We start from the raw sequence: 22,099 nt of genomic DNA on the forward strand, positions 1-22,099 counted from the left end.
AAGGTTACTCCACCTGCCACTCTGCTTTCTCCGCGGCGTCCTCCAGCGGGAGGAACTCCCAGCCATCCGGTGTCCACCCCGCCTCCTCGGGGACGCCGACGAGGACGAACCGCTCGGCGTAGAACATCGAGTGGCGGTTGATTTCCGCGAGGCGTTCGGTGGGACCGGTGCCGCTTCCGCTGAAGAAATCCACGTCTATGGTGTGCTCTCGCTGGAATCGGTTGATGACGTGGGCCGGTACGTCGCCGACCAACCCGAGCCAGTCGGCCCACTCTGCCGCGTCCGCGAAGACGTAGGCGGGATTTTCCAGCCGTTTTGCGGCTTCGTAGGTGAGCGCGAGCGTCATGTCGTCGGCGTCCCCGCCGTGTGGACCGGACGCCTGCTGGCTGTCGGCCTCCGACGCCTCCGGTTGCGCGGCTTCGGGGTCCGCACTCCGGCCGGCACCGCCCCCGGAACCGCCGCCTTCGACGGGAATACCTGCCGGCCTGTCTTTGTTCTCGTGGGGGACGTGGGGGACCGCCCCGGAGCCACCGTCTTCGTCGGTGGTGCTTCCACCCCCTGGGTCCGCGTTCCGAGCGGCCCTTGTTTCGGCTTCCGGGGAGTCGGATTGCTCCGGCTGCGATTGGTCGGCATCATCGCGCCAGAGCCAGTCACCGTCGTTTCCGGTCTCCGATTCGGATTCGGTCTCGATGTCGTCGAGATCGATTTCGTCAGTCATCGTCGAGTGTCAGGGAGTTCGACGCCACGGGCGTCTCCTCGTCGACCGCTTCGAGCAGGTCCAGCCGGTCAAGCGTCTCTTGGGCCGGGATGCCGGCTTCGCTCCAGCCGCGGGCCGCGTAGTAGCGGTCGAGCGTCGCCTCGAACTCAACCGACAACTCCTCGGGGTCGACGACGGCAGGGAGCGCGTCGTCGGCTCGGTCGAACCCCTCCCGGACGTTGAACAGCCGAACGAGGTTCCAGATGCGCTCGCCGGTCCGGCCGAGGTCGTCGTAGGGGGCGCCGACCGAATCGAGCCACTCGGCGCCGTCGTCGGCCAGTACCTCGCCGACGAAGTCGTCGGCGACGAGCGACCACCGCACCGAGCGGGTGTCCTGTGCGGCGGCGACCGACCGGACCGCTCGGTCGGGGCTCCACGGCCCGTCGAACGCCTCTTCCTCGACCGGGCGGGCCCGGCGGTGACACCCACCTCGGTCGCTCGTCGCGTAGGCCAGCGCCATGCTCGCGGCGCCGCGGGGGTCGTATGCTGGAAGTTCCATCTCCTTGACCGTCGGCACCAACTCGCCGCCACCGTACTCCCGAGCCGCGGCGTCGACGCCGTCTGCCAGGGCGTCACCGAGCGGCGTCGAACGGGTCGCCACGGCTTCCAGTAGCTCTCGGGCGCCCGCCGCATCGCCGAAACGAACGTTGACCTCTACCAACCCCGCCTCGCTGGCGCGGGCCGCCCACGCCACCGCATTGCCCGCGGAAATGAGGTCGAGCCCGAGCCGGTTACAGCGCTCGCCCAACTCGGCGACGGCGTCGAAATCGTCCAACGCGAGGCCGGCACCGAGCGTCATGGCGGTCGCACCTCGTGGCACCGAGTCGCCGGCCTCAGTCTTGATGCGAAAGCCGCCCGGAATCGGTCCGTCGTGCTCCCGCTCGATTGTGCGTGCCCGGACGGCACCGACGCCGACGCTTTCGGCGCTGTCGAACCCGCGCTCGGTCCACCCGCGCGCAGCGAGCACGCCGGTTTCGTCGGCGAACTCCACCGTCTCGACGGTGCCAGAGGCGGCTTGCCACTTGCCGGTATCGTCGCGCCGATACCGCTCGGCGTAGCGCCGACGGAGGTCCGAAAACCCCTCCGGAGAGTCACCCCGGGCGACGACCGCCTTCAGCGATTTCGAGCCCATCACCGCGCCGGCACCGCCGCGCCCGGCGTGGTGTTCGGCGCCGTCGGAGGCTATCGTCGCGTACGCCACCTCGGCCTCTCCGGCCGGGCCGATACATGCCACCGCGCCGTCGTGGGCCTCGGCCGTCTCGGCGGCGTCGAGGCCCGCAGTCTCTGCTGGCTCGATGCGTGCGTCACCGTCTTCGACGACGAGGCGGACGAACTCCTCGGCCGCACCGGTCACGAGAACGCCGAGGTGGTCACCGAGCGCACCGGCGAGCGTCGTCGGGAACGAACCACCGGCATAGGAGTCGAGGAACGTCCCCGTCAGCGGCGATTTCGTCACCGCGGCGTAGCGGTCCTCGCCGGGGAGAAGCCCCGAAACCGGACCCAGCATGAACAGCAAGGCGTTGTCGGGCCCCAGCGGGTCCACGCCCGGAGACAGTTCCTCGTAGAGATACCGAGCGCCCAGTCCCTTCCCGCCGACGTACTTCCGTCGCCACGCCTCCGGAACGCGTTCGCTCTCGACGGTGCCCGAAGAGAGGTCCACGCGCAACAGCCGATTCGGGGCAGGGCGTGCCATCTGCTAGCACGTAGACGGAGACGAGGTTAAGTTTTCCGCCGGTCGCCGCTCTTGATTTTCTACCGCCACGGGTCGATAGTCATCGATGGCACAGTCGGTGCTGGTGGACCGAATCAGTCTGAAGAAACGAAAACGCGGACCGTCGCGATGACGCCGTTACTCGTACAGCCAGGCTTCGTCGTTGCGCTCGTAATCAATGAGTTCCTCGTCGTCGAAGAACAGCTCGATTTCGCGCTCGGCGGAGCCGGGTTCGGTGTCCGAACCGTGGATGACGTTCCGACCCAAATCGATGCCGTAGTCGCCACGGATGCTGCCCGGCGGCGATTCGGCGGGGTCAGTCTCGCCCATCATGTTCCGAACCTGGGCGACCGCGTCCTGTCCCTCCCACACCATCGCGAAGACGGGGCCGGAGGTGATGAACTCGACGAGACCCTCGAAGAACGGCTCCTCGGAGAGGTCCGCGTAGTGTTCGCGGGCGTGGTCGTCGCTCAACTGCATGAACTTGCCCGCGACCATCTTGAGTCCGCGGTCCTCGAAGCGGGAGACGATTTCGCCGATGAGTCCGCGGTGGACGCCGTCGGGCTTGACCATGACGAACGTGCGCTCGTGGTCGCTCATCTACGCTTCAGCCTCCTCTTCGTCGGCTTCTTCGTCGCTAGAGGCGTCCTCAGCCTCGTCGGCCTCGTCAGTTTCCGCCGACTCCTCGTCGGCTGCCGATTCGCTCTCGGCGGCTTCGAGGTCGGGGGTCGTTGCCTCGGTGTCCTCCTCGGGTTCCGCGTCCGGTTCGGCTTCGGGTTCGGCCTCCGCCGCTTGTCCCTCCGCGCGTGCCGTCTCGGTCCACTCGAGGTCTCGCGGTTCGCGGCCGAGGTCGGCGTTCTTTTCGCACTTTCCGGAACAGTAGTGCGTGACCGAACCGTCGACGCGGACGAACATCGTTCCCGAACCGGGTTCAATGTCCGCACCGCAGTAGTCACATTCTCGGGTCTGTGGCATTGGTTACTGGCCTCCGATGGAGTCGGCTTCACGAGCCGTCTCGCGAAGCTGTAGGATGTCGCCGACACGCACCGGTCCGAGGACGTTCCGAGCGATGATTCGGCCCTGGTTTTCGCCCTCCTGAATCCGGCACTTGACCTGCATGGCTTCACCGTGCATGCCGGTTTTGCCGACGACTTCGATTACTTCGGCAGGGGTTGCGCCGTCCCCTTCGTTTTCAGCACTCATCTTCGGTCACCTACCGGAGTTCCTCGACTTTCTCGGCGATGTCTTCGACGTCACCTTCGGCGTCGCCGGCATCGACGATGGCGGCGGCGGCACTGCCGACTTCCAGACCCGCCGCGTGGCCGACATCGTCCTGCGTGCCGACGAAAACGTAGGGAATCTCCTTTTCGGCGGAGAGTTCGGGGAGGTGCATGACGACCTCCTCGGGGCTGACGTCCTCGGCGACGAAGACGAGTTGGGCGTTCCCGCGCTCGACTGCCTTGGTGGTCTCGTTCGTTCCTTTCTTTACCGAACCTGTGTCCCGGGCGACCTCGAGGGCCTCAAGGGCGTCCTCTTCGAGGTCTGCCGGCACGTCGAAATCTACGTACACTGACATTGTTTGTATTGGCTCCTCCCACGCGCAGGCTCGCGCTCCCCCGCCGTCGAACCGAGTCATCCCGAGTCGGGACGCGGTTCTCGCACCCGCGACGGGCGCGCTTGTCCTTGTCCGGCTAGGAGCATCACAACCCCGCGTAGGCTGTACACTCCCGTACTGCATCACCGCATAAAAGCGCTTATGAACTCACTCGGGCGTGCGAACAGGACGCAGACCGCCCGTTCCGGAGCGGCTGTCAATCGCTCTCTCCACCTTCGACACAGAAGTCGGGAGAACAATATTTTTGAAATCGTAAAATATCCTTTCTTCAATAGAAAGGGTTTAAGAGAGATGCGTCCCAATTTGTAGGTACCCATGAGCACCCAAGAGACAGTTCGTCGTCAGGCAGGAAGCGTCGAAGAGACCGCACTCCGCATCGAACCGGAGAAGGCCGAACAACTCGTCGACGCGCTGAACACCGACCTCGCGGCGACGTACGTGCTGTATCACCAAACCAAGAAACACCACTGGAACGTCGAGGGCGCGGAGTTCCTCGACGTACACGAGTACCTCGGCGAAGTCGCCGAAGACCTCGAAGCGGGCGCCGACGAACTGGCCGAACGCGCACAGGCCATCGGTGGCGTTCCGCTGGCCAGCGGTGGGACCTTCGAAGAGCACGCACCCATCGAGCCCGAAGGTGAGGACGTCTACGACGTCCGGACTTCACTGGAAAACGACATCGAGGCCTTCGGCATCATCATCGAGTCCCTCCGCGACCACATCGAATTGGCCAACGACCTCGGTGATTACACGACCGAGGAACTGCTCCGCGATATCTTAGAGGACGTAGAGGAGCACGCCCACCACCTCGAACATTACCTCGAAGACGATACGCTGGTCGTCGCGTCGGCGACGAAGTAACTCGGCCGCCGAACTATCGTTCTATGTCGACGGTGTAGTCGGTCGCTATCCAGCCATCGTGGTTTTCCGGTTCGATGAAAACCGTCCGGTCGGGTGAGGTACAGTGTGCCTTGAGTCCGACCGGCGAGTCCTCGTCGTCGGAGGTAACTGCCATTACCGACTCTCGTTGCCCAGGTGGGTAAAATGTTTTGGTCGGCCTAAATCTAGACCCACTCCGTCTTCGGTTCCTCCGAACTCAACTGCCAGCGCTGGTACGTGGCGTCGCCCTGACGACGTACCTCGACGACCAAATCGACGGCATCGAACAGTGTCGACGGCACCGCTTTCGGCATCGCCGGGAGGTGGAAGTGGACCACAGCATCCGTCTCGCGGGCAGTCGAGCGAATCGCTTCGAGTGCGTCGGCGAGTCGTCGGTCCGCCCCCGAGTCGACGAACGGCCGAAGCGAGTCGAAACACACCCGCAACGACGACGCTTCTCCGGCGGCATCGCGCATCTCGACCCGGAGGTCCTCGCTGACCGACTCGATGTCGACGCTCGTCGACGACTGCCCCCTCGCAGTCCGACTCGCCGACGCACTCCGCGTCGGAATCGTCCGCTCGATGACTCTATCGACGGTGTTGTCACCCGAGGCGGAGCGCTCGGTCCGGACGGCGATTTCCTCGGCGTCGCCGTCAAGGAAGCGTCGACAGATGTCGGTGTGGGACACTTCGGAGGGCCCCACGACGAGCACCGAACCGCCTCGCTGTTTCACCGCCGAGAGCGTCTCTGCGACGGCGGCGTCGAACGGCGGGGGCGATTCGAATTTCATTGACTAATCCTTTGATAAAAAGTCCGCGAGAGGCATAAACGTTCGGACGGGTTCGGCGGTAGTGTTCAGATAAGCTGATTCCATGCGAAGGCGAAGGATCGAAGCCAATCGTCGGCGGTGTCTGCTTCGGCGTTGCTGAAACAGTTTGAGAAGCTGGTAGTTCGTCGTTTTATCTCACGAAAGACACGTTCGACGCTGTTCCGATTTCCGTGTTTTTCGTATCTGAAATCGAGGCCGTGACGACGGCAGGCGTCTTTCAACGAGTGCGAGCCGTCGATGAGAAAGACAGCGTCCTCGACGTTGTGTTTTTTGCGGAGTTCAGCAAAGAATGCTTGAGCAAGAACGCTGTTTGTGGTCGGTTCAAGCGCTGTCTGGAGTACTTCGTTCGTCGTCGGATCGACTGCGGCATACAGCCAGTACTGCTCGTTATTGAGTCGAATCACGGTTTCATCGACTGCAACGTGATTCGGGTTCTGATCAGACTCGGGCTGTAGATCGGCTTTATGAACCCAGTTGTGGACGGTAGATCGCGCCCGATTGACACCGAATATCTCAAGAATAGAAACGGTATTCGAAAGTGATAATCCAGCCAAATGGAGGTGAATACCGAGCTTCATTAGCAGTCGCGGTGTCGCTTCGCGCTCCACAAAACCTAACTCAATCTCGTCCAAACATCCGCTGAGGCGTGTGTTTTCGGGCATGAACCACTCAGAAAACACACCGCCTCACTCTTCATCCTTATCTGAACACCGCCGGTTCGGCCGACATAGCCCTCGGGAGCGTACCCCATATGCGTCCTGAATCGACAGCCACCCCCGAGGTTTTGGTCGTCGGCCACCGACACACGCGTATGAACGACCGTGAACGGGAGCTCACAGCCGCCACGGAGGACCTCACTGACACGCTCGAGGCGCTTCGGGAGGAACTACAGTCGCCGCCGCGCGGCCCGGGGGGCCTCCCCCGACCGCCGACGCCCGGGGAACTGTTCCGGTTCACCGAACAGTACACTATTCCGGCGCTGATTTCGCTGCTGGAGACGAGCATTCGCGTTCTCGAGTTGCTCGGCGGCGCCATCAGGCTGGCCGAAGGACGAGCCTTCGACGACTCGAACGAACGCACCGACCGCCTCGCCGAGGTGAGTCGGTCGACGCTTCGAAAACTCGACGACGCACTCGCGGAGGTTCAAAACGCCGCTGCGGGTGGCCAGCCCGACGACCCCGAGGTTCGGCGATTACTCGGGGAAGCCCGTTCGCTCCGCGAAGAGGTCGACGACCGACTGGCGGCGGCGACCGACCGACCCGAATCGGACCGTAAACGCGTCGACGACAGCGTCGGCATCACCGTTCGGGACGCGTCAGAAGACGACGCCATCGGCATCGACGTGGACGCGGAACTGGAATCGATAAAACGAGAAGTCGATGGCGAGGAAAGCGACGAGTCGACTGACGGGGGCGACGGTCAGACGGGGTCGAACCGGTAGCCGTCCCATGCTTGGCTGTCCGGTTCGCGGATGCCGGTCTCGGGGTCGCGTAGCTCCTCGCAGTAGACGGGTTCGACTTCGTCGCCGATGTCGACATCGCCGGTCGTGAGTTGTCCGAGCGCACGCACGGGCGTGCCTTCGATATCGAACTCCACGATTGCGAGGTGGTTCGGTTCGCGGACGCCCGGCGGCGTCGCGTTTGATGTCGTCCACGTCACGACTTCGGCGGTGTACTCCGAGAGGTCGACGGTGTCGACCGGTTCGCTGCCGTCCGGGCCGATGGGGTGTCCCGGATACGTTATCGAGCCATCCTCGTAGCGGTAGGCTTCCATCGTCATCGTCGGCCCTCCATAATCGCGGTGGTGACACAGTTTCCGAAGCCACCGACGTTGCAGGCCAGCCCCACGTCGGCGTCGACCTGCCGGTCGCCGGCCGAATCGGTGACCTGTTTGTATATCTCGTACCCCTGTGCGACGCCGGAGGCGCCGAGCGGGTGGCCCTTCGATTTCAGACCACCGGAGGTGTTGATGGGTAATTCCCCGTCCAGTTCGGTCGTCCCGCGGTCCATCTCTTTCCACGCCTCTCCTTTGGGCGCGAAATCGAGACCCTCCATCTGGAGGAACTCGAGGATGGTGAACATGTCGTGGAGTTCCGCCACGTCGATGTCGTCGGGGCCGACTCCGGCCATCTCGTAGGCTTCTCGACCGGATTCGACGACGGCGCCCATCGTCGTCGGGTCGGCGCGCTCGTGGACGACGTGGGTGTCGGTCGCGCCGCCGATGCCGGAGACGACGGCGTACTCGTCGGTGTACTCGCTGGCCTTCTCTACGGGACAGAACAGAAGCGCCGCCGACCCGTCCGTGATTGGACAGAAATCGTACAGTCGCAGCGGGTCGGCGACTATCGGGGACTCCATGGCCGTCTCGACGTCGATTTCCTTCTGGAACTGCGCGTGTGGATTCCGGGCGCCGTTGGCGTGGTTCTTCACCGCCACCTTCGCGAGGCTCTCTCTGGGCGCGTCGAACTGCGAGAGGTACAGTCGGGCCGTGAGCCCGGCGAAAGATGGCAGCGTGACGCCGTGTTTGTACTCGACTGGGTGGGTGAGCGAGGCGATAACGTCGGTCGCTTCGCCGGTCGTGCGGTGGGTCATCTTCTCGCCGCCGACGAGCAGTGTCATGTCGCTGGCTCCGCTGGCGATGGACTGCCAGGCGGCGTAGATGCCGGCGCCACCGGATGACGAGGTCTGGTCGATGCGCGCCGTGTACGCCGGGACGGCCGCGAGGTCGTGAGCGAGGGCGTTCGGGACGCCGGTCTGTCCCTCGAACTCGCCGCTGGCCATGTTCGAGACATAGAGGTGTTCGACCGCGTCGGGTGCGACACCCGCGTCGTCGAGGCAGGCTTCGCCCGCCTCGGCGAGCAGTTCACGCACCCACGTCTCGCGCTGTCCGAACTTCGTCATCGAGGCGCCGATGACAGCAACGTCGGGCATGGTTCCGACTCACGGCGGAACTGCCCTAAGCGTTCGGGAGCGAAAACGCCGACGCGAACGTCGGTTGGCGACCTACCACTCCATGCCGCCGTTGACGGCGAGGATTTGGCCGGTCATGTAGCCGGCGTCCTCGCTGGCGACGAAGCGGACGATGCCCGCCACGTCCTCCGGCGTCGCAAACCGGTCGAGGGGGACCCGCTGGAGGATTTTCTCCTGGACCCGTTCGGGAACCGTCTCTAACATGTCCGTCTTCACGAACCCGGGGGCGACGCAGTTCGCCGTCGACCCAGTGGACGCCAACTCGAGCGCGAGCGTCCGGGTGAAGCCGAACAATCCTGACTTCGTCGTCGCGTAGTTCGCCTGCCCGTAGTTGCCCTGCTGGCCAACCACCGACGAAATGTTGATGAGGCGGCCGTCCTCCGCCGACTTGATGTCATCGAAGTAAGCGTTCGTCGCGTTGAACACCCCACCGAGGTTCACCTCCACGACCCGTTTCCAATCCTCCCGACTCATGTTCTCGAACTTCTTGTCGACGGTGACGCCGGCGTTGTTCACGAGGATATCCGCCGGTCCGAACGCCTCCCGTGTTGTCTCGGCCATCGCCTCGATTTCGGCTTCGTCGGCCACATCGGCTTGTACCGGCAGCGCAGCGCCCCCCGAGTCCTCGATAGCCTCGGCAACCTCGTGTGCCTCCCCCTCGGAAGAGCGGTAGTTGACGACAACGTTCGCGCCGTAGTCACCGAACTCCTCGGCAATTGCCCGCCCGATACCCCGCGATGCGCCCGTGACGACGCAGGTTCGGTTTTCGAGTGTCATGGCTTCGAATTGTCCCCAGTAGTTTATCGTTACAGCCTCTATTACACGGCTTCTTCAATACAACACTACCACGGATTCGTATAACGGTTACCCTACGAGACATTATACACCACCCAAAGGTACCCAAGGCTGCCAAGAGGTTCCGTATCGGAACATGTGGTTTATCCGTATCGCCTCGTGCGATACAAAGTGGTTTTCACCCAACACTTAGTACGGTCAGAGCGGAAAGTATTTTTGGCTTGCCTAAACAATACGATGTAATGAGTCCATACGCGCCGATGACGAGGGGAGGTGTCTCCGATGTCTAGCGGAACGGCGGAGTTCACGGGCGGCGCGGCAGACGTCACCACCGACCTATCGAGGGAACGCCCCACGGTGCTCGAACTCGATGGAGTTCGGAAGTCCTACAGCGGAACCCAGGTGATTCACGACCTCTCGCTTACGGTTCGGGAGGGAGAACTGCTCACCCTCTTGGGGCCATCCGGCTGTGGAAAGACGACGACGCTCCGGCTTATCGCCGGTCTCGAACGCCCCGACGGCGGGGCCGTCCGACTCGATGGGGCTACCGTCTCCGGAGAGCGGTTCGTCGCTCCGGAGGACCGAGACGTCGGCGTGGTCTTCCAGGAGTTCGCGCTGTTTCCGCACCTGAACGCCCGCGAAAACATCGCCTTCGGAATACAGGACCGCTCCGAGACGGAACGCGAGCAGCGCATCGACGAACTGCTGGAACTCGTCGGACTAACCGAACACGGCGAAAAAACGCCCGAAGAGCTCTCCGGCGGCCAACAGCAGCGCGTTGCCCTGGCTCGGTCGCTGGCACCCGAGCCGAGTCTCCTCCTTCTGGACGAGCCGTTCTCGAATCTCGACGTCGACCTCCGCGTCGAGATGCGCGAAGAGGTCCGGGAAATCCTCAAGGAGGCCGGCGTCACGGCAATCTCCGTCACACACGACCAAGAGGAGGCGATGTCCATCTCCGACCGCGTCGCCGTGATGAGCGAAGGCGGGCTCGAACAGGTCGGAACCCCCGAAAAGGTGTTCCAACAGCCCCGCTCGCGATTCGTAGCTGGCTTTCTCGGCCACGCGTCGTTCGTCTCCGGGCGCGTGCGCGAGGACTGTGTCGACACCGGCGTCGGCTGTATCCCCTTCGAGCAGGTCAACGGCCTCACCGAGGAGTACGTCGGCTCCGATATCGACCTCATGGTCCGGCCGGACGACGTTCGCTCACGCGGTGCGGAACCCGGAACGGCCAACGGCGAAGTGGTCCACCGCCGATATCTCGGCCCGACAGTGCTGTACCGGGTGGAACTCGACTCCGGTGACGTCGTCGGCTGTATGCACAACCACGCCGACGAGGTGTCGCTGGACGACCCCGTCTTCGTCAGCCTCGACGCCGACCACGAACTCGCGTGGTTCCCCCGTGGAGAGCGGAAGATGGCCGACGGCGGAACCGTCGAAGAGTAACCTACCAGTTTTCGAAGTCGGACGAACCTGTCGATAATAGTTTCTCCGAGACCGAGCCCCACCGACACTACCGGAGGTCGGCGACAAACGGTTCGATTTCTTCGTCGTCACGAGTGTACGGCGTTGCGTGGTCGGTCTTCGGTGGACGGTCGAACGGTGGTGATAGCTCGCACCCGGACCCGTCAGTTCGGACTGTTTCGTCGGTCGAGCGGTCGGGTGTGTACGGAACGAGTGGTGCGTCGTCGGTGTCAGGTGACTGCATGGTTTGTGGTGTGTAGACGGTCGAGTGGCGATGCAACTCTCGAAGAAGCAGGATTACGTGGGTACGGGTTTGGGGTGCATCGCGTATCCCACCGTTCGAGAGTATACATAATAAATGTTCATGATAGTTGTGCTTTGCCGCGGGCGGAGCCGAACACTCAATTCCCTCGAAGGGCGAAAGTCATCCATGAGTTTGACCCTCGCCTTCGAGCTTTCGGCGCTCCGTTGCCTCGCTGACCCCGAGGGAGCCGTCCGCGAAGCGCGCCAATGGAGCGAACACGTCGGCGTCGTTACCGACCGGCCGCCGCACGTCCTGACGAAGTTCACTCGCGATAACCACATCCGAAACGACTTCGAGCCCGCCGTCGAGTCGGCTGACAAGACGCTCGAACATCTGCTGGCGCACTTCGACACCGACAGGTTCGTCTTCGTAGCCGAGTCGGGAACCGACGCACCGGACGGGTGGGAACTCCAGTCGACGACCGACGCCGCCGACCGTGCTGGCTGGGAACTCGCCGACGAAACACCGTCGACGCCACCGCAGTCGAGCACACACGAACGCGACGACTGGCCGTAACGCCAACAGTGTGCCCGAAATCCGACATCGAATGAGTGCATCGATGAGAGGGCGTTGTGTATAGCACCATACGATTTATGAGTTTGCCACAACACAGTTAGAGATGGCAATAACCCACTATCCAACCACTGAAGATACGAAAACGGGACTCGAACACCCATTACGAGCCCAAGGGCCTCAACCGACAGAGCTACTCAGAAGATCCATACGACCCACCACCAGGCAGAACCACAACGACACGAACACGCCATACAGCAGCTCGTGTGGCCCAAAGATACCAAAGAGCCGGAGGAGGCCACGAATTAGAAACACACCCGACAACACCACCGACTCAGTTTCCGATGCCCGTCAAAGGTTCGAGTAACGCGCGCCCGACCACACTCCGAGGTGTAGCACTCGAAACGAGTCACGCCGAGAAACCACCACATATCCTGTCTCCCAGAACACCACAAATTTAGAATCGGTTATCGTCTTTTCTAAATCGGACCGGTAATATCTAAATCAGATTGGCCGATAAGCGCCCACAACACCACCAGGCTGGAGCTCACATTCGTTGATAAAGACCCTTATCGGCGTGTCTGACGTACTTTGATGTGGGAGGGGTTCGTGACTCCACTATGAGCAGCGAGGGCGAACGCGTCTCGGTGCAGACCTACGTGTCGTCGACCCAACGGGAGCGTTGGCGTGAGGAAGCCGACGAACTCGACATGAGTCAGGCCGAGTACGTTCGAACGATGATTCAGGCCGGCCGACGGAGCTTCGATTTAAATACGGAAGCGAGTTCTTTAAGTAGTGATTCGAGCAACTCCGTCGAAGCCCGTTCTCCGGACGCTACCCCTAGGGGAGAGGGCTTGAAAGACCGTGTTCTCGAGGTGCTTCGCGCCGAAGAGTTCGCTGACTGGGAGTTGTTGCTCGCCGGCGTCACCGACGACATAGAAGAGCGACTCGAAGAGACGCTCGACGAGCTTCAGTCGGAGGACCGAATTCGATACAGTGGTCGCCACGGCGGATACACGGTGGTGGACGATGGGCGTTGACGACCGCAGTGGAACGACGACACCGGAGGACCCCGTCGCGTACTTTCTCCAGGACATGACCTTCCACGGCCGGACCGACCGGACGAAGGCGGCCTACAAGCGCGTCTTGCGGGATTTCGAGTCGTTCGTCGCCGACGAACGGGGGACGACGCTTCCGACCGCGACACAGCGGGAGTGTATGGCGTGGGTCCACTCGCTTCGGGGCGAACACGCCGACAGCACCGTGGCGTCGTACGCCTCCTACGTCCACCGGTTTTACGCCTACATGACGCAGGTCGGCGCCTTCGATTCGAACCCGATGGCGCTTGTCACCGAGGAGATGGACGAATCAATCGACACAGACCCCGCCCGCCGGGAAATATCCATCCCCCAGATGCGGTCGTTCTTCGCGGACATCTGCCATCCCTACGAGCGCGCTCTCGTCGGCACGCTTCTGAAGACCGGAATCCGAGTTGGGGAGTGCTGCAATCTCGATTTACGCGACGTACACCTCGACGATTCGGAGGTTCAGACGGCCTACCAAATCGAACATCGCGGCGCGTTAGACGGCCGTCCGGACTCCCTATACATCGCCAGCGACCCCGCGAAAGGGGAAGTCTACAACGGCGAGGAACGGACGGCATCGAACAAACGGAAGCGAGACACCGTCATCCCAATTGACGGGGGGCTAAAGCGCCTCCTGAAGGCGTGGCTGGCGATTCGTCCGGACACACAGTCGTCGGCGGAGCCGCTTTTCTGTTCGACGAGCGAGTGGGGAAAGCGGGCGACACCGTCGATGGTCCGGACTATCGTGGCCGAACAGGCCGGTAAACGCGGCTGGTATCGGGAGGGTGGCGACGCCTCGGAGAACGTCACGCCACACTACTTTCGGCACTTCTTCACCACGCATCTTCGCGATAGAACCGGCGACAGAGGCGTCGTAAAGTACCTCCGCGGCGACGTGGCCACGGATATCATCGACACTTACACCCACAACTGGGGCGACCGCGTCCGGGAGGTGTACGAAGCCAACGTCTACGACCTCCTGTAGTCGTTTTTCCTCGTAGACCCCGAATTTTGACCAGCGTCGACGACAGAACCGTGTCCGACACCCAGCTCATAAATCATATAATGCTATATCAAATCGAGTTGGATTTTACACGCACAACGCACCCAAATTCCGCCAGCGCAGTAGTTAACCAGCGGAATCAGTCGCTGGACCGTCCCAGAATCATCGTCTTCTGCGGCTGTCGGGGGGCGACAAGTTGACTCCCTCAGGATCGAGCCCTTCGTGATGCGGCGACGACCGTCCTCGGTCTCGACACCGACCCCCTATTCGAGCAATCCCTCAAGCAGTCGCTTCGCGAGAGCTTTGTCGAGCGGGTCGTTGGCATTGCCACAGTGTGGCGACTGAACACAGCCCGGACAGCCATCCTCACAGGGACAGCCCGCAATCATCTTCCGAGTCGTTTCCAACAGTTCGCCAATGTCCTCGTAGCCAGTTTTCGCCAGGGCGACCCCGCCGGGGTAGCCGTCGTAGACGAATATCGTCGGCGCGTCGGTCCGTGGATGCAGCGGCGTCGACAACCCGCCCACGTCTCGACGGTCACACAGCACCGTCGTCGGAAACATCGATATCATCGCGTGTTCGGCGGCGTGGATGCCACCCGGGAGGTCGCCACCCTCGACGAGTGCCGTCTCGAGGTCCGGCGGTACCGCGAAGTACAACGCCTGCGTCCGGAGGCTCGTCTCCGGGAGGTCGAGCTCCTCACTCCCCATCGGTTCGCCACTCGAAGCGTCGAAGCGCTGAAAGCCGGTTATCTGCTTGCGCATCTCCACCTCGGCGAACCGGACGGTCACGTCATCGCGTGCGGTAAGCGTCCGTTCGTCGATGTCTCGCTCGACGGTAATGGCCTTCTCGTGGAGCACGCGCGTGAAGTAATCGGCCCACGTCGGCTGGAGCTGCGCCACGTTCGCCCGCAAATCCAGGTCGGTTACTTCGTAACTGCGACCCTGATGGTGGTAGATGGCTCCGGGGTGTGCGTCCCGGAGTGCGTCGTCGAAGGCCAACTCGGCTAACGTCTCGCCATCGGAGCCACGCAGTTGCACCTGCCGGTCGTCGATGGCCCGGAGACTGGTGTCGTATTGGGGGCTGGAGCCGTCGTTCAGCCACCGGACGCCCTCACTCGTCTCGCGGCGCGAAAGCACCCCCTCGTCGGTGAGGTCGGCGACCACCTCGGGAAACCGCGGCCCGAAGTACCGGTCGTCGTCGAGTCGGAGCCACGACTCGTCGGCCGCAGACCGGACGTGGGCGGGCATGATTCGGTCGTTTTCGGGGTTGGTGACCGCCTTCTCCGGGTCGCCCTCGAAGAACGACTCGGGGTTCGACATCAGGTACTGGTCGAGTTGGTCCTCGCCGGCCACCAAGGCGACGAGAGAGGGGTCGGTTCCCCGGCCGGCACGGCCACCCTGCTGGAACGCCGCCATCCGCGTCCCCGGATAGCCGTCGAGAATGACGGCGTCGAGACCGCCGATATCGACGCCCAACTCGAGGGCGTTCGTACTCCAGACGCCGCGTATCTCCCCGGAGTCGAGTCCACTCTCTATCTCGCGGCGCCGGTCGTCCGACAGCGCCGCCTGATACGCTGCGACGCCGTCGGCGAGGTCGTACGCCCCGCGGTCGCGAAGCATGCTCGCGCTTTCGGTGGCGTAGCGTTCGGCGGTCTGTCTGGAGCCGGTGAACACAAGCGTCTGATGTCCCTTCGAGACGAGGTCACAGAACAGCCGTTCGGCCTCGGTGTGACTCGACTTGCGCCGCCCGCTCCCCCAGCCATCGCCGTCGCCGTACTCCGGCGGGTTCCACAACAGCCAGTGGGACGGCCCCGACTCGCTGTCGTCGCTGTCGACCAGTCGGATGCCGTCGGGGTCCCGGCCGGTCACCGTCGCCGCGTGCTCGATTGGGTTGCCGATGGTCGCCGAACAGCAGACGAACTCCGGGTCAGAACCAAACTCCGAACACAGGCGAGCGAGCCGTCGGAACACCAAGGAGACGTGACTGCCGAAGACGCCGCGATACTCGTGGACTTCATCGACGACGACGGTTTCGAGGCGCTCGAAGAACCACCTCCACAGCCGACGGGCGTGTGGGAGGAGTCCGTAGTGCAGCATATCCGGCGTACAGCAAAGTACGGTCGGCTGGCGCTCCCGAATCGCGGCCTTTTCGCTTCGTGACTGCCGGCCCGTGTACTGTTCGACGGTGACGCCGCTGGCGAACCCGAGTTCGTCGGCCAGCGCCGACAGCGACTCGGTCTGGTCGTTGATGAGTGCGACCTGCGGGGCGAGATACAGCGTCGTCGCGCGGTCGTCCATCGCCCGCTCGAAGGCCGGAACGGTGTAGGCGAGGCTCTTGCCGCTCGCCGTCTCCGTCGCGAGGACGACGTCGTCGCCGTCTCGGGCCGCCTCGATTGCCCTCGCCTGATGGCCGTAGAGGTGGTCGATACCGCTGGCTTCCAGCGCCTTTCGGAGACGAGCAGGAAGGTCGATATCCGTGAAGATTGCCTCGGAGGGGTCGAGAGTCTCGTGGGCGCGTATCTGTCCCTCGTAGTACGGACGCTCCCGAAGCCACGCGACGGTTTCCTCCACAGGGTCGGTTCCGTCGGCGCCGCTCCTAACCGTTCCGACAGCGGCGAAAGGGATCGAGTGACGTTCAACATAAAACATGGGGAATATCCGGAGGCAGGCACTTTACGAAGAGATTACTGTACTGAAACAACCCATATGGAGTACGTCGAACTGAAGATTCGGCCCGGCGACAGGTGGTTCCACGAGTTCGACGAACTGGTCGCCGCGGACCCCGAGTTGTGCCACGGGCCGATACACCACATCAACCTCCTGTCGGACGACACGATGGTCGTCCTCTACGAGATATACGGCTCCAAAGAGCGTGTCGACGCCCTACACGCCGAACACGACCACCCCGCCGAAACCGCACACCTCGGGGACGACACCCTCGTCTACACCCACCACGACCCGAGCGACGTGGCCTACGACCTACTCACCGTCGCAAACGAACACAGCGTCGTCGTCGACACGCCCATCGAGTTCAGCGATGACGACGAACTACAGGTCCGACTCATCGGCACCGCCGAGTCCCTCCAGTCGGCGTTCGGTGCCGCCCCCGAGGGCGCACAGGTGACCGTCGAAAAGACCGGCGAGTACCGCCCCGGGACCGAACGGCTGTTCACCGACCTCACCGACCGACAGCGGGAAACCCTGCTGACGGCCCTGGAGATGGGCTACTACGACAACCCTCGTCGAGCGACCTACAGCGACATCGCGGGCGAACTCGACTGTACGGCCACGACCGTCGGCGAACACCTGCGGAAAATCGAGGGGTATGTCCTCCGGGAAATCGCCCCGAGACACTGGGGGCCGACCCGATAACGGCCCTAAACGACCGTCTCGGCACCGCCGACGAGCTGTTTTGCGACGGTCTCGCTTTCAGCGACCGTCTCAGCCGGATTCCGCAACAGGACCGTCTCGCTGGGGAACAGTTCCTCTCCGAGGCGGAGACCGTGGTCGCGGGCGGTCGACCCCGTGACGGTAAGATAGACGCCGAGGCCGACCGAGGAGATGGCGGCCTCCTCCTCGCGGTCGCCCGGATACCGGAACTCGATACCCTCCATCGCACGCGTGCCCAACACGGCCTCGACCAACCGCTCGTATCGCGGGGAGATACACAGCGGTCCCTCGTAGGACTCGACGAATTCACGCGTCGCGGTCTCTGCGATGTCCGGCGTCGACAACAGCGTGTGATACACCGTATCGCCGAGGCCACCGACGACGCGAACGTCGGTGTCGTGAGGGTCGATGCGGTCGTTGAGTTCCGAAAGCGTCGAGAGGGGTTCGGGGGTGAGTTGGACGACCTCCTCTAAGACGAGGTCCGCACTGTCGAATCCGAGTGCGAACTCGTGTTTCCGGAGGGCGCGAAACGGCTCCTCGCGGCCGACCAACTGGAGGTCGTCGTCGCCCAAATCGACCATCAGGCTGTCGAAGACGACCCGTCGTGGCATCCCGGGGCGGCTATCGCGGAACAGCGTGTACTCGGGTGCGTAGCGGTCGGTGTCGCTGTAGGATTTGAGACGGTCGTACACGCCGGCCTCGGCGGTCTGGGTTCCCTTCGTGACCGCCTTCTCGTAGCGGAGTGTCGAGGCGATTTCGTCGGCGGCGTCTTCGATGCCCGCGAAGCCGGCGACCCGTTCGAGGACGGCCTCCAGCGGGCGCCCCTTTCGCGGGACGGCAACACGGATAGTCGTCATTGTCGGCGTGAAGAACTCGACCGATAAAACGGAACCGAAAGCGAAATCGGCCGGTCGCGGCGGCTACTCGTCGTCGCTGGGTGCGCCGAACGCCGCGGTCAGTCGCTCGCGCATCTCCGAGACGTCGGAGAGTTCGTCCTCGATGTCGGAGATGTCGCTCTCGATGGCGTCGAGGCGCTCGTCGTCGACGCCGTCTTCGACCTGCTGTTCGAGCGCTTCGATGTCCGAACGGAGTTCCTCGATGTGGTCGGCGACTCGCTCCTCGATTGTCTCCTCGATTTCGTCGGTGGCCTCCTCGACCCGCGTTTCGACCTTTTGGAGCGTCGAATCGACGCGGTCGTCGACGCCGTCAACCCGCTCGACGGCCTCATCGAGTTCCGTCCGGAACTCCTCGATGAGCGTCTGTGCGTCGCCGTTCTCGTCGAGGAACGATTCCAACGCGTCGGTGTACGCCTGCAGGTCTGCAACCTCCGACTGGAGGCGCTCGATTCTGGCGTCGACGGCACCACCCGAATCCGTGGCCCCACCGGCATCGATCTCGACGCCGAGTGCGTCACGAAGTTCCTCGAGGTCATCGTCGTCGACCTCGCCGTCCCGAATCTCGGCGGCGAGTGCGGCGGCGAGGCTTCCCCCGGCGACGGCCGCGGCGGTACCGTCGTCGTGGGCCGATTCGGATTCCGGCTGCGTCGGTTCCGAAGACTCCTCGGCCTCGGTATCGGCGGATGCCCCGTCGGTGTCCGCTTCGCGGATGGCGCTTTCGATGTCGTCGTGGGCTTCGGTGTCGGTCTCGGGACTCGACTCCGCGTCGTCTGCGGATTCTGTGTCGTCTTCGGGCTCCTCTTCGCCCTCGATAACGTCACGGACGACGTCTTCTGAGTCCTCACCCTCCTCCAACGGCGGGTGGACCGTCTCCAACACCGGGTCGGTCATGTACTTCTCTACGTCGTCGGAGTCACCGCCACGGAGGCCGTACACGGTAGTGTACTCCTCGCCCAGTTCGAACTCCCGCTCGAAGACGATTGCATCGCCGTCGACGCCCCAGAACTCGGCCCCGTATTTGGGGTGGAAGCCGATGTCCTCCGGCGTGACGTGTTCGGGAACGGAGTCGACCATCCGAACGGCGACGGTCTCCTCTCGCTCCGAACGAACGACGAAAGCGATAGCCGGCACTGGGAAATCGTCCGGCTCGAAGGATTTCTCGACCGTGACGCCGTCGCTCGACGCCGTGACGCGTTCTTCTGGTTCGGCGTTGCTCATATCTCGTACTGTACCTTGCCATCAATAAACTTATTCGTGAAGTCGAATTTATCGCCGGCCACAGCCTCAAAGCGTGGTTTCGTCACCGATCTCCAGCACCTCGAGCGTCCGCGGGAACGCGAACGAGCGAACGTGGTGCCGGAGTGCCTCGGGGTCGGCGGTCAGCCCCTTCCACATGTCCCAGTGGGTCGGCAGCAGGCGGTCGAGTTGGAGTTGCGCCGCCGCCTCGGCGGCCATGTTCTCGTCTGAGTACCACTTCGTATACTTCGGCTCGCGGGTCTGTTTGTCGGGAATCATGCCGGCGGAGCCGAAGGCGAGCACCCCGAGGTCGATGTCGTAGCGCTCGCCGACCGATTCGAAGGCCTCGCTCGGTCGGGCGTCGCCACCGTGGAAGAACGTCCCCGCCTTGTGGCGGATGACGTACGACACAGGGTGGTCGGCGTCGGGGTCGTGAGCCGGTTCGACTGCGATTTCCAGCGAGCCGACTTCGACGGTGTCGCCCTCCTCGATTTCGGTGAAATCGTCGTCGGTGAGGTCGTAGTCGGTCGTCCACTCGCGGGCCGTCTCGACGGAGGCCGACGGGCCGTAGAACGTCGCGTCGGTGTTTTCGAGTATCGGCGCCTGCGAGGGGCCGTGGACGTGGTCGGTGTGTTCGTGGGTTGCCAACACGGCGTCGGCCTCGACGACATCGGTCGGGTCGAAGGGAACTGGTATCATCCGAACCGTCCGCGGTGGGTCGCCCAATCCCAGATACGGGTCAATGAAGACGGTCGTTCCGTCGTCGGCCTTCAGCACGAAGCCGTTACAGCCCAGATACCACAGTTGGACGCCGTCGGGTTCGGCATCGGCGACGGCGGTGGGCAGCCAATCGCCCCAGTCGGAGTGGACGGTCATACTCGTGACTGCACGGGGAGTGGACAAAAAGTCGGTCGGTCCTCGACCGACACATAAACCGAACTCCGTGATAGGAAACCGTCGCCTGTAGGGACGGGACTACAACCGGGAGTTCTAACTCGGGAGGCGTGGCTCGACGGGTGAGAAAACCGCAGAATCGCCGTCGCAATCAGTCCTGACAGCAGCCGCCGGCCTTCTCGCCGAAGTCGACTTCCAGCGGTTCGGAGATGGTGACGTTGAGCTCCTGCAGCGTCAGTTCGATTTCGGATTGGGCCTGCAGGTACTTCGCCATCTTCGGCTTCTCGTGGAGTTCCTGCTGGGCGCTCTGGAGTTCCCGGAGGTCGTCGTTGGTCGCGTCGCCGGTCTGACGCGCCATCATGAACTCCTCACGGATGCGCTCGAACTCCCGGATTTCATCCTGAAGTTCCTCGTCGTTCTCGACGGCAGCCTTCGCCTCGACGAACTCCTGATACGCCGGGAGTTCGGTGATGGCCTCGCCGAGCGACTCGGCGAGTTCGGTCACATCGTCGTCGGTCACGTCGCCCTCGGGGGTGGTCTCGACGCTCATTGTCGGCGTTTCGGTCCGGCGACGTATAGGCGTGCCGGATGGGGAACGGAGCCGTCTACGGCCCGCGACAGGGGCGTTTGGAAGCACGCACGTTTTACGCGGCGACATCCAACTGCGAGTAATGAGTCAGGAATCGGAATCCGAGTACACGGAGGGAGACCTCCGGAATACGGGGATGTCGCTGAAGCACGACCGGACGTGGGATTACGAGTTGGACCGCATCGTCGAGGCGGTCGAGGAACGCGACGCCACGACGGTCGGCCTGCAGTTCCCGGAGGGACTCAAGCGACGCGCACCCCGCGTCGTCGACGACCTGCGAGACTTGCTTCCCGACGAGGTCAACGTAATGACCTCCGGAAAGCCCTGTTACGGCGCCTGCGACCTCGACACCTACATGATGCGCCGGACGGACGTGTTCGTCCACTTCGGGCACTCACCGATGAAGGAGTCGGAGAAAATCCTCTACGTGCCGCTGTTCTCGAACGTCGACGTGTTGCCCATCATGGAGGAGTCCCTCGAGGAGTTGGCCGACCCCGATGACGACGAGAACGTCGGACTGGTGACGACCGCCCAGCACATGAACAAGTTCGACGAGATGCGGACGTGGCTGGAGGAGCGCGGCTACACCGTCGAGACCCGTCGCGGTGACGAGCGACTCACCCACGAAGGGCAAGTGTTGGGCTGTAACTACGCCTCCGCGGACGTCGACGCCGACCAAATCCTGTACGTCGGCGGCGGGAAGTTCCACCCCCTCGGGCTGGCGATGGAACACCCCGAGAAGAAAGTCGTCATCGCCGACCCGGTCAACAACGTCGTCACCATCGCCGACACCGAGCAGTTCATGAAACAGCGCTACGCCTCGGTCCACAAGGCGATGGACGCCGAGGAGTGGGGCGTCATCTTCTGTACGAAAATCGGGCAGGGGCGCTGGGAGACCGCCGAAGAAATCGTTGCGGAAAACGACAACGCCTACCTCATCACGATGGACGAGGTGACGCCGGACCGCCTGACGAACTTCGGCTTCGACGCCTACGTCAACACCGGGTGTCCGCGCATCACGACCGACGACGGCCCGCAGTTCAAACAGCCGATGTTGACGCCCGGCGAGTACAAAATCGCCATCGGTGAGGAACCCCTCGACAGCCTGGAGTTCGATACGTTCCACGGTACGTGGTAGTCCCCGAACACCTCGCCCGACGTTATTCTCGG

General features: G+C 63.2%; 26 protein-coding genes. 8 read left to right on the forward strand and 18 right to left on the reverse strand.

Annotation, left to right across the window (positions count from 1 at the left end):
- Window positions 1–4 precede the first annotated feature (4 nt).
- The 6 genes from NMP98_RS05785 to rpl7ae form a co-directional block, all read right to left on the reverse strand.
- Window positions 5–718: a DUF7124 domain-containing protein gene (locus tag NMP98_RS05785; protein WP_254860587.1), complete on the reverse strand. Its 714-nt coding sequence runs from the start codon at window positions 716–718 to the stop codon at window positions 5–7.
- Window positions 711–2,450: an aldehyde ferredoxin oxidoreductase family protein gene (locus NMP98_RS05790; protein ID WP_254860588.1), complete on the reverse strand. Its 1,740-nt coding sequence runs from the start codon at window positions 2,448–2,450 to the stop codon at window positions 711–713. The genes NMP98_RS05785 and NMP98_RS05790 overlap by 8 nt, the downstream gene beginning before the upstream one ends.
- Window positions 2,451–2,606: 156 nt before the next feature.
- The gene (ndk, locus tag NMP98_RS05795; protein WP_156710289.1) at window positions 2,607–3,068 is read right to left on the reverse strand and encodes a nucleoside-diphosphate kinase; all 462 of its coding nucleotides are present in this window, start codon (window positions 3,066–3,068) and stop codon (window positions 2,607–2,609) included.
- Window positions 3,069–3,443: a 50S ribosomal protein L24e gene (locus NMP98_RS05800; RefSeq protein ID WP_254860589.1), complete on the reverse strand. Its 375-nt coding sequence runs from the start codon at window positions 3,441–3,443 to the stop codon at window positions 3,069–3,071.
- 3 nt (window positions 3,444–3,446) lie between these two features.
- On the reverse strand, window positions 3,447–3,671 hold the full coding sequence (locus tag NMP98_RS05805) for a 30S ribosomal protein S28e (protein WP_156710291.1): 225 nt from the start codon (window positions 3,669–3,671) through the stop codon (window positions 3,447–3,449).
- Between the two features lie 10 nt (window positions 3,672–3,681).
- Window positions 3,682–4,044, reverse strand: a complete 363-nt coding sequence (gene rpl7ae / locus NMP98_RS05810) for a 50S ribosomal protein L7Ae (RefSeq protein ID WP_156710292.1) — start codon at window positions 4,042–4,044, stop codon at window positions 3,682–3,684.
- 354 nt (window positions 4,045–4,398) lie between these two features.
- On the opposite strand from rpl7ae, the gene dpsA reads away from it, so the two are divergent.
- Window positions 4,399–4,944, forward strand: coding sequence for a DNA starvation/stationary phase protection protein DpsA (gene dpsA, locus NMP98_RS05815; protein WP_254860590.1), 546 nt, complete (start codon window positions 4,399–4,401; stop codon window positions 4,942–4,944).
- Between the two features lie 13 nt (window positions 4,945–4,957).
- Here the strand turns inward: dpsA and NMP98_RS05820 are convergent, their stop codons facing one another.
- From NMP98_RS05820 to NMP98_RS05830, 3 genes are all read right to left on the reverse strand, one after another.
- Window positions 4,958–5,098, reverse strand: coding sequence for a hypothetical protein (locus NMP98_RS05820; protein ID WP_254860591.1), 141 nt, complete (start codon window positions 5,096–5,098; stop codon window positions 4,958–4,960).
- Window positions 5,099–5,147: 49 nt separating this feature from the next.
- A complete protein-coding gene (locus NMP98_RS05825; protein WP_254860592.1) occupies window positions 5,148–5,753 on the reverse strand; it encodes a DUF7504 family protein in 606 nt (201 codons plus the stop codon).
- A 65-nt stretch (window positions 5,754–5,818) separates the two neighbouring features.
- On the reverse strand, window positions 5,819–6,454 hold the full coding sequence (locus NMP98_RS05830; protein ID WP_254859312.1) for an IS6 family transposase: 636 nt from the start codon (window positions 6,452–6,454) through the stop codon (window positions 5,819–5,821).
- Window positions 6,455–6,603: 149 nt separating this feature from the next.
- Between NMP98_RS05830 and NMP98_RS05835 the strand changes: the two genes are divergently transcribed.
- Window positions 6,604–7,233 carry a DUF7547 family protein gene (locus NMP98_RS05835; RefSeq protein WP_254860593.1) on the forward strand — a complete coding sequence of 210 codons (630 nt, stop codon included), beginning with the start codon at window positions 6,604–6,606 and terminating at the stop codon, window positions 7,231–7,233.
- Here the strand turns inward: NMP98_RS05835 and NMP98_RS05840 are convergent.
- The 3 genes from NMP98_RS05840 to NMP98_RS05850 all read right to left on the reverse strand — a co-directional run bounded on the left by NMP98_RS05840 (window position 7,212) and on the right by NMP98_RS05850 (window position 9,538).
- Window positions 7,212–7,571, reverse strand: a complete 360-nt coding sequence (locus tag NMP98_RS05840) for an OB-fold domain-containing protein (RefSeq protein ID WP_254860594.1) — start codon at window positions 7,569–7,571, stop codon at window positions 7,212–7,214. The genes NMP98_RS05835 and NMP98_RS05840 overlap by 22 nt on opposite strands.
- The gene (locus NMP98_RS05845) at window positions 7,568–8,722 is read right to left on the reverse strand and encodes a thiolase family protein (RefSeq protein WP_254860595.1); all 1,155 of its coding nucleotides are present in this window, start codon (window positions 8,720–8,722) and stop codon (window positions 7,568–7,570) included. The genes NMP98_RS05840 and NMP98_RS05845 overlap by 4 nt, the downstream gene beginning before the upstream one ends.
- A gap of 72 nt (window positions 8,723–8,794) precedes the next feature.
- Complete coding sequence (locus tag NMP98_RS05850) at window positions 8,795–9,538, reverse strand: beta-ketoacyl-ACP reductase (RefSeq protein WP_254860596.1); 744 nt, start codon at window positions 9,536–9,538, stop codon at window positions 8,795–8,797.
- Between the two features lie 300 nt (window positions 9,539–9,838).
- On the opposite strand from NMP98_RS05850, the gene NMP98_RS05855 reads away from it, so the two are divergent.
- Window positions 9,839–10,999, forward strand: coding sequence for an ABC transporter ATP-binding protein (locus NMP98_RS05855; protein WP_254860597.1), 1,161 nt, complete (start codon window positions 9,839–9,841; stop codon window positions 10,997–10,999).
- Between the two features lie 67 nt (window positions 11,000–11,066).
- On the opposite strand, the gene NMP98_RS05860 is transcribed toward NMP98_RS05855, so the two are convergent.
- A complete protein-coding gene (locus NMP98_RS05860) occupies window positions 11,067–11,261 on the reverse strand; it encodes a hypothetical protein (RefSeq protein ID WP_254860598.1) in 195 nt (64 codons plus the stop codon).
- A 186-nt stretch (window positions 11,262–11,447) separates the two neighbouring features.
- Here NMP98_RS05860 and NMP98_RS05865 point away from each other — a divergent pair, with 186 nt between their 5' ends.
- The 3 genes from NMP98_RS05865 to NMP98_RS05875 all read left to right on the forward strand — a co-directional run bounded on the left by NMP98_RS05865 (window position 11,448) and on the right by NMP98_RS05875 (window position 13,904).
- On the forward strand, window positions 11,448–11,837 hold the full coding sequence (locus NMP98_RS05865; protein ID WP_254860599.1) for a DUF7124 domain-containing protein: 390 nt from the start codon (window positions 11,448–11,450) through the stop codon (window positions 11,835–11,837).
- Between the two features lie 617 nt (window positions 11,838–12,454).
- On the forward strand, window positions 12,455–12,874 hold the full coding sequence (locus NMP98_RS05870) for a DUF5805 domain-containing protein (protein WP_254860600.1): 420 nt from the start codon (window positions 12,455–12,457) through the stop codon (window positions 12,872–12,874).
- Window positions 12,864–13,904 (forward strand): tyrosine-type recombinase/integrase, encoded by a 1,041-nt coding sequence (locus tag NMP98_RS05875; protein ID WP_254860601.1) that lies wholly within the window; start codon window positions 12,864–12,866, stop codon window positions 13,902–13,904. The genes NMP98_RS05870 and NMP98_RS05875 overlap by 11 nt, the downstream gene beginning before the upstream one ends.
- A gap of 281 nt (window positions 13,905–14,185) precedes the next feature.
- Here NMP98_RS05875 and NMP98_RS05880 read toward each other — a convergent pair whose 3' ends face one another.
- Window positions 14,186–16,495, reverse strand: a complete 2,310-nt coding sequence (locus tag NMP98_RS05880; RefSeq protein WP_254860602.1) for a DEAD/DEAH box helicase — start codon at window positions 16,493–16,495, stop codon at window positions 14,186–14,188.
- Between the two features lie 135 nt (window positions 16,496–16,630).
- Here NMP98_RS05880 and NMP98_RS05885 point away from each other — a divergent pair, with 135 nt between their 5' ends.
- The gene (locus NMP98_RS05885; protein ID WP_254860603.1) at window positions 16,631–17,296 is read left to right on the forward strand and encodes a helix-turn-helix domain-containing protein; all 666 of its coding nucleotides are present in this window, start codon (window positions 16,631–16,633) and stop codon (window positions 17,294–17,296) included.
- A 5-nt stretch (window positions 17,297–17,301) separates the two neighbouring features.
- Here NMP98_RS05885 and NMP98_RS05890 read toward each other — a convergent pair whose 3' ends face one another.
- From NMP98_RS05890 to NMP98_RS05905, 4 genes are all read right to left on the reverse strand, one after another.
- Window positions 17,302–18,171: a phosphoribosyltransferase HisG-related protein gene (locus NMP98_RS05890; protein WP_254860604.1), complete on the reverse strand. Its 870-nt coding sequence runs from the start codon at window positions 18,169–18,171 to the stop codon at window positions 17,302–17,304.
- A gap of 63 nt (window positions 18,172–18,234) precedes the next feature.
- Entirely contained in the window at window positions 18,235–19,428 is a 1,194-nt protein-coding gene (locus NMP98_RS05895) for a hypothetical protein (RefSeq protein ID WP_254860605.1), read from the reverse strand.
- Between the two features lie 66 nt (window positions 19,429–19,494).
- A complete protein-coding gene (locus NMP98_RS05900; RefSeq protein ID WP_254860606.1) occupies window positions 19,495–20,322 on the reverse strand; it encodes an MBL fold metallo-hydrolase in 828 nt (275 codons plus the stop codon).
- A 169-nt stretch (window positions 20,323–20,491) separates the two neighbouring features.
- On the reverse strand, window positions 20,492–20,890 hold the full coding sequence (locus NMP98_RS05905) for a YlbF/YmcA family competence regulator (protein WP_254860607.1): 399 nt from the start codon (window positions 20,888–20,890) through the stop codon (window positions 20,492–20,494).
- Window positions 20,891–21,011: 121 nt separating this feature from the next.
- Between NMP98_RS05905 and dph2 the strand changes: the two genes are divergently transcribed.
- The gene (dph2, locus tag NMP98_RS05910) at window positions 21,012–22,067 is read left to right on the forward strand and encodes a diphthamide biosynthesis enzyme Dph2 (RefSeq protein WP_254860608.1); all 1,056 of its coding nucleotides are present in this window, start codon (window positions 21,012–21,014) and stop codon (window positions 22,065–22,067) included.
- Window positions 22,068–22,099: the final 32 nt, after the last annotated feature.

The organism is Natronomonas gomsonensis, from assembly GCF_024300825.1.
Lineage (GTDB): Archaea > Halobacteriota > Halobacteria > Halobacteriales > Haloarculaceae > Natronomonas > Natronomonas gomsonensis.

Bases quoted from the DNA above. Each gene is read 5' to 3' on its own strand.
- NMP98_RS05785 (WP_254860587.1), bottom strand. From the start codon at position 718: ATGACTGACGAAATCGATCTCGACGACATCGAGACCGAATCCGAATCG.
- NMP98_RS05790 (WP_254860588.1), bottom strand. From the start codon at position 2,450: ATGGCACGCCCTGCCCCGAATCGGCTGTTGCGCGTGGACCTCTCTTCG.
- ndk (WP_156710289.1), bottom strand. From the start codon at position 3,068: ATGAGCGACCACGAGCGCACGTTCGTCATGGTCAAGCCCGACGGCGTC.
- NMP98_RS05800 (WP_254860589.1), bottom strand. From the start codon at position 3,443: ATGCCACAGACCCGAGAATGTGACTACTGCGGTGCGGACATTGAACCC.
- NMP98_RS05805 (WP_156710291.1), bottom strand. From the start codon at position 3,671: ATGAGTGCTGAAAACGAAGGGGACGGCGCAACCCCTGCCGAAGTAATC.
- rpl7ae (WP_156710292.1), bottom strand. From the start codon at position 4,044: ATGTCAGTGTACGTAGATTTCGACGTGCCGGCAGACCTCGAAGAGGAC.
- dpsA (WP_254860590.1), top strand. From the start codon at position 4,399: ATGAGCACCCAAGAGACAGTTCGTCGTCAGGCAGGAAGCGTCGAAGAG.
- NMP98_RS05820 (WP_254860591.1), bottom strand. From the start codon at position 5,098: ATGGCAGTTACCTCCGACGACGAGGACTCGCCGGTCGGACTCAAGGCA.
- NMP98_RS05825 (WP_254860592.1), bottom strand. From the start codon at position 5,753: ATGAAATTCGAATCGCCCCCGCCGTTCGACGCCGCCGTCGCAGAGACG.
- NMP98_RS05830 (WP_254859312.1), bottom strand. From the start codon at position 6,454: ATGCCCGAAAACACACGCCTCAGCGGATGTTTGGACGAGATTGAGTTA.
- NMP98_RS05835 (WP_254860593.1), top strand. From the start codon at position 6,604: ATGAACGACCGTGAACGGGAGCTCACAGCCGCCACGGAGGACCTCACT.
- NMP98_RS05840 (WP_254860594.1), bottom strand. From the start codon at position 7,571: ATGACGATGGAAGCCTACCGCTACGAGGATGGCTCGATAACGTATCCG.
- NMP98_RS05845 (WP_254860595.1), bottom strand. From the start codon at position 8,722: ATGCCCGACGTTGCTGTCATCGGCGCCTCGATGACGAAGTTCGGACAG.
- NMP98_RS05850 (WP_254860596.1), bottom strand. From the start codon at position 9,538: ATGACACTCGAAAACCGAACCTGCGTCGTCACGGGCGCATCGCGGGGT.
- NMP98_RS05855 (WP_254860597.1), top strand. From the start codon at position 9,839: ATGTCTAGCGGAACGGCGGAGTTCACGGGCGGCGCGGCAGACGTCACC.
- NMP98_RS05860 (WP_254860598.1), bottom strand. From the start codon at position 11,261: ATGCAGTCACCTGACACCGACGACGCACCACTCGTTCCGTACACACCC.
- NMP98_RS05865 (WP_254860599.1), top strand. From the start codon at position 11,448: ATGAGTTTGACCCTCGCCTTCGAGCTTTCGGCGCTCCGTTGCCTCGCT.
- NMP98_RS05870 (WP_254860600.1), top strand. From the start codon at position 12,455: ATGAGCAGCGAGGGCGAACGCGTCTCGGTGCAGACCTACGTGTCGTCG.
- NMP98_RS05875 (WP_254860601.1), top strand. From the start codon at position 12,864: ATGGGCGTTGACGACCGCAGTGGAACGACGACACCGGAGGACCCCGTC.
- NMP98_RS05885 (WP_254860603.1), top strand. From the start codon at position 16,631: ATGGAGTACGTCGAACTGAAGATTCGGCCCGGCGACAGGTGGTTCCAC.
- NMP98_RS05890 (WP_254860604.1), bottom strand. From the start codon at position 18,171: ATGACGACTATCCGTGTTGCCGTCCCGCGAAAGGGGCGCCCGCTGGAG.
- NMP98_RS05895 (WP_254860605.1), bottom strand. From the start codon at position 19,428: ATGAGCAACGCCGAACCAGAAGAACGCGTCACGGCGTCGAGCGACGGC.
- NMP98_RS05900 (WP_254860606.1), bottom strand. From the start codon at position 20,322: ATGACCGTCCACTCCGACTGGGGCGATTGGCTGCCCACCGCCGTCGCC.
- NMP98_RS05905 (WP_254860607.1), bottom strand. From the start codon at position 20,890: ATGAGCGTCGAGACCACCCCCGAGGGCGACGTGACCGACGACGATGTG.
- dph2 (WP_254860608.1), top strand. From the start codon at position 21,012: ATGAGTCAGGAATCGGAATCCGAGTACACGGAGGGAGACCTCCGGAAT.